1 protein-coding gene is annotated in these 540 nt (G+C 77.8%); it reads right to left on the bottom strand.

Translation table 11 applies throughout. The features are described 5' to 3' along the window. Window positions 1–540, bottom strand: a 540-nt coding sequence (locus AC2W7A_RS13290) for a hypothetical protein (protein ID WP_485991749.1), incomplete at both ends; no start/stop codon positions are given.

Here is a 540-nt window from a genome sequence, read left to right as displayed (position 1 = left end):
CGGGCGCAGGGCGGGCACGCGGTGGCGCAGCACGGCGCCACCACGAGTCCGGCGGCACGGACGAGCAGCCGCTCGCCGTGGCGGATGAGCAGGACCGTCAGCAGGGCCGCCGCCGCGTGGGCGGCGATCATGCCGAGTCCATGGTGGTCATGGCCGCCGGGACCTGCGGTATGCACGGCGGCGTGCGCGGAGGACTGGGCGGCGGCGAAGGAGGCGAGCTCTCCGGAGGCGGGCACGGCATGGCCGAGGTGACCGGCCGTCGTCGGGAGGCCGGCGTGGACCCCCGGCAGCGGGGAGGCCAGGCTGTAGAGGCCGTGGAGGATCGCCTGGCTGCCGGTCACCGCCGCGAGCACGCGCGGCAGGGAGAGCCGACGTCCGGCGAGGACGGTGCAGATCGGTGCGGCGAGGACCACCGCGAGCAGCAGCACCAGCGGGTGCGGCGTCTGTCCGGCGCCCAGGACCGTGTGGGAGCCCGCACCGAGGCCGACGGCCAGCACGGCGCCGGCCCAGACCGCGGGCGAGGCGGGCGCCGCCGTGGAC

Source organism: Micrococcus sp. LASM2_SD2 (assembly GCF_057364565.1).
This window is presented reverse-complemented; position numbering and strand designations above follow the sequence as displayed.